The sequence below is a fragment of the Pseudoroseomonas ludipueritiae genome, assembly GCF_014490445.1.
GTDB lineage: Bacteria > Pseudomonadota > Alphaproteobacteria > Acetobacterales > Acetobacteraceae > Pseudoroseomonas > Pseudoroseomonas ludipueritiae.
In genome coordinates, this window is sequence record NZ_JACTUZ010000263.1 from 1 (window position 1) to 3350 (window position 3350).

Below are 3350 nucleotides of genomic sequence, written 5' to 3' on the forward strand. Positions count from 1 at the left end.
GCGGCCGAGCGCCCGGCCAATGACTGGTCAGCCAAGCTGGACCCGCGCTCCACCTTCGACACCTTTGTCGTCGGCAAGCCGAATGAATTCGCCCATGCCTGCGCCCGCCGCGTGGCGGAGAAGCCGGCGAGCCCGGGCTTCAACCCGCTGTTCCTGTATGGCGGCGTCGGCCTGGGCAAGACGCATCTGATGCATGCCGTCGCCTGGGCCATCCAGAATGGCGAGGGCGGCGTCGAGCGCCACGTGACCTACATGTCGGCCGAGACCTTCATGTACCGGTTCATCAACGCGCTGCGGAACCAGTCCACCATGCAGTTCAAGGAATCGCTGCGCTCCGTCGATGTGCTGATGATCGACGACCTGCAGTTCCTGATCGGCAAGGACAATACGCAGGAAGAATTCTTCCACACCTTCAATGCGCTGGTGGATGCCGGCAAGCAAATCGTGGTTTCCGCCGACAAGTCGCCTTCCGACCTGTCCGGCCTGGAGGACCGACTGCGCACGCGCCTTGGCTGCGGCATGGTGGCCGATATCCACGCCACCACCTACGAGCTGCGCATTTCCATTCTTCAGGCCAAGGCCCAGACGGCCGAGGTCGAGGTGCCCAGCCGGGTGCTCGAGTTCCTGGCGCACAAGATCACCAGCAACGTCCGGGAGCTGGAAGGCGCCCTGAACCGCCTGATCGCCCATGCGAACCTGTTTGGCCGCCCGGTGACGCTGGAGAGCGCCCAGGAAGTCCTGCACGACATCCTGCGCGCCCATGACCGCCGCGTGACGATCGAGGAGATCCAGCGCAAGGTCGCCGAGCACTACAATATCCGCCTGACCGACATGTCCTCCGCCCGCCGCGCCCGCAACGTGGCGCGCCCGCGGCAGGTGGCCATGTACCTGGCCAAGCAGCTCACCTCCCGCTCCCTGCCCGAGATCGGCCGCCGCTTCGGCAACCGCGACCACACCACGGTCATGCATGCCGTCTCCCGCGTCGCCGAGCTGATGCAGGCCGATGTCTCCTTCGCCGAGGATGTCGAGCTGCTGCGGCGGATGCTGGAAACCTGAAGCGCCTGGGGGCTCCGCCCCCGGTCCCCCGCCCGGGTGGAAAGTCCACCCCGGCCCCCCCCTTCGAGTTTATGCCCCATTGATGGCGGGGCCTGGGGTGACACTGTCACCCCAGCAGGGGTTCCAAGGGGGCGGCGCCCCCTTGGCCGCCCTCCCCGCAGACAGGGCACCCTCACCTCTGCTATAGCCAGCCCGTTATCCAGCGGCTTCCCCCCGGGCCTCTGGTGGATCAGGACGGATCTTTGCGCCCATGCGCTTCCCGGGGGTTTTCGCTCTTCTCGCCTTGCTGCTGCTCACCGCCTGTGGCGGCGGGCGGGCTGTCACCGGTGCCGGCGGCTTCATGTGGTGCGTGCCCTATGCCCGCGCGGAATCCGGCATCCAGCTCTCGGGCGATGCCTGGGAATGGTGGGATGCCGCCGCCGGCCGCTATGCCCGGGGCGAGACGCCGCGGCCCGGCAGTGTCCTGGTGCTGCGCCGCACCTCCCGGCTGCGGGACGGGCATCTCTCGGTGGTCAGCCGTGTGGTGTCCTCGCGCGAGATCCGGGTGAACCATGCCAATTGGGCGAATGGCTCCGCCAAGGGCCGCATCACGCTAGACCAGCCGGTGGTCGATGTCTCTCCCGGCAATGACTGGTCGCTGGTGCGGGTCTGGTATCCGCCGGTGAACAACCTGGGCGCCAGCAGCTATCCCGCCGCCGGCTTCATCCATCGCCAGCCGCTGATGGCGGCCCGCTAGCGCGGCAAGGCTGCTCCGCCACGCGGCGTCTGGACGGAGCCGGGCGGCCATGCTCAATCCCGTTGCAAGCCCGCACGGAGAAGAACAACCGTCATGCTGCACCGCCGTTCCCTTCTGGCGCTCGGCGCCGCCGCTGCCCTGCCCGGGGCGGCGCTGGCGCAAGGCTCCGATGCCGCCGGCCAATGGCCCGACCGCCCCCTGCGGATGGTGGTGCCCTTCCCGCCCGGCTCCACGCCGGACATCGTGGCCCGCATCATCGCGCAGCATTACACGGCGGTGCTGGGTCAGCCCTGCGTGGCGGATAACCGCGTCGGCGCCGGCGGCAACCTGGGCACCGATGCCGTGGCCAAGGCGACGGATGGGCATACCATCGGCCTGACCATCAACGGCCCGCTCTCCACCGCGCCCGCCCTCTACCCCAGCCTGCCCTACGACCCGCAGAAGGATCTGGCGCCGGTCTCGTTGGTGGCCCGCGCCGGGCAGGTGCTGGTGGTGCACCCCTCCGTGCCGGCGAAGACGCTGGAGGAATTCATCGCCTATGGCCGCGCCAACCCGCAGGCGCTGACCTTCGGCTCCGTCGGTGCCGGCTCCGGCGGTCATCTGGCCATGGAGGACCTGAAGGCGCGCGGCGGCTTCCAGGCGGAGCACGTGCCCTATCGCGGCTTCCCGCAGGCGGTGCTGGACCTGGTGGCCGGGCGCATCAGCGCGGTCTTCCTGACCATCGCCGGCATCCTGCCGCAGATCCGCGAGGGCCAGGTGCGCCCGCTGGTGGTCACCACCGAGGCCCGCCTGCCGCAGATCCCGGAGGTGCCGACACTGGCCGAGGCCGGCTTCCCCGGCGCCGCCTCCTATGCCTGGAACGCGCTGGTGGCCCCGGCCAGCATGCCGGCCGACCGCATCGCCCTGCTGGCGCGCGAGGCCAAGGTGGCGCTGACGGCACCCCAGGGCCAGAAGGCGCTGGGGACCGCCGGATTCGAGGTGGTGGGCAGCACCCCCGCCGAATGCGCCGCCTTTATCCAGGCCGAGACCGCGCGCTGGGGCGCGCTGATCAAGCGGCTGGGCATCACGGCGGAATAAGGCACCGCCAGAGCCGCCCGGGTAAAAACGAATCGGCCACCGGTTGTTTCCGGTGCCGATTCGGGCCATCTGCCCTTTGCACGGGGGGCGCCGGGACAGTAGTGTGGTCCTCGTAGCACGAATGCGCGCGCGGGATGCGGGGGCAGGAATCCCCTCAGCCGCGACGCCCAACTGGATCGAGGCTTGGCATGGGTTCCTTCAGCATCTGGCACTGGATGGTCGTGCTGCTCGTGGTGCTGCTGCTCTTCGGCGGCGGCAGCAAGATCAGCGGCCTGATGGGCGACTTCGCGAAGGGCATCAAGTCCTTCAAGAAGAACATGAACGAAAGCGACGACGCGTCGATGGCCGCCGAGGCCACTCCGCCGACGACGCCGGCCGGCAACCTGCAGGGTCCGACCACGGTGCCGCCGACGCAGGCCGCCCCGCAGCAGACCACCAACCGCCCGGCCGCCTGAGGCCCGCGCGGGGCACCCGCCCCGCG

Annotated in this window: 4 protein-coding genes; all 4 read left to right on the forward strand. The window is 69.6% G+C overall.

The annotated features are described in order from the left end of the window. Window positions 1-1056 (forward strand): chromosomal replication initiator protein DnaA (dnaA, locus tag IBL25_RS25185; RefSeq protein ID WP_187781197.1); only part of this gene is annotated, 1056 nt, incomplete at its 5' end. Window positions 1057-1306: 250 nt separating this feature from the next. Then, the gene (locus IBL25_RS25190) at window positions 1307-1792 is read left to right on the forward strand and encodes a CHAP domain-containing protein (RefSeq protein WP_187781198.1); all 486 of its coding nucleotides are present in this window, start codon (window positions 1307-1309) and stop codon (window positions 1790-1792) included. A 93-nt stretch (window positions 1793-1885) separates the two neighbouring features. Further along, the gene (locus IBL25_RS25195) at window positions 1886-2869 is read left to right on the forward strand and encodes a Bug family tripartite tricarboxylate transporter substrate binding protein (RefSeq protein ID WP_187781199.1); all 984 of its coding nucleotides are present in this window, start codon (window positions 1886-1888) and stop codon (window positions 2867-2869) included. Window positions 2870-3057: 188 nt separating this feature from the next. Continuing rightward, window positions 3058-3324 carry a twin-arginine translocase TatA/TatE family subunit gene (locus IBL25_RS25200; protein ID WP_187781200.1) on the forward strand — a complete coding sequence of 89 codons (267 nt, stop codon included), beginning with the start codon at window positions 3058-3060 and terminating at the stop codon, window positions 3322-3324. Window positions 3325-3350 lie beyond the last annotated feature (26 nt).

Excerpts from the sequence above, each read along its gene's own strand:
- IBL25_RS25190 (WP_187781198.1), top strand. The coding sequence starts at position 1,307 with ATGCGCTTCCCGGGGGTTTTCGCTCTTCTCGCCTTGCTGCTGCTCACC.
- IBL25_RS25195 (WP_187781199.1), top strand. The coding sequence starts at position 1,886 with ATGCTGCACCGCCGTTCCCTTCTGGCGCTCGGCGCCGCCGCTGCCCTG.
- IBL25_RS25200 (WP_187781200.1), top strand. The coding sequence starts at position 3,058 with ATGGGTTCCTTCAGCATCTGGCACTGGATGGTCGTGCTGCTCGTGGTG.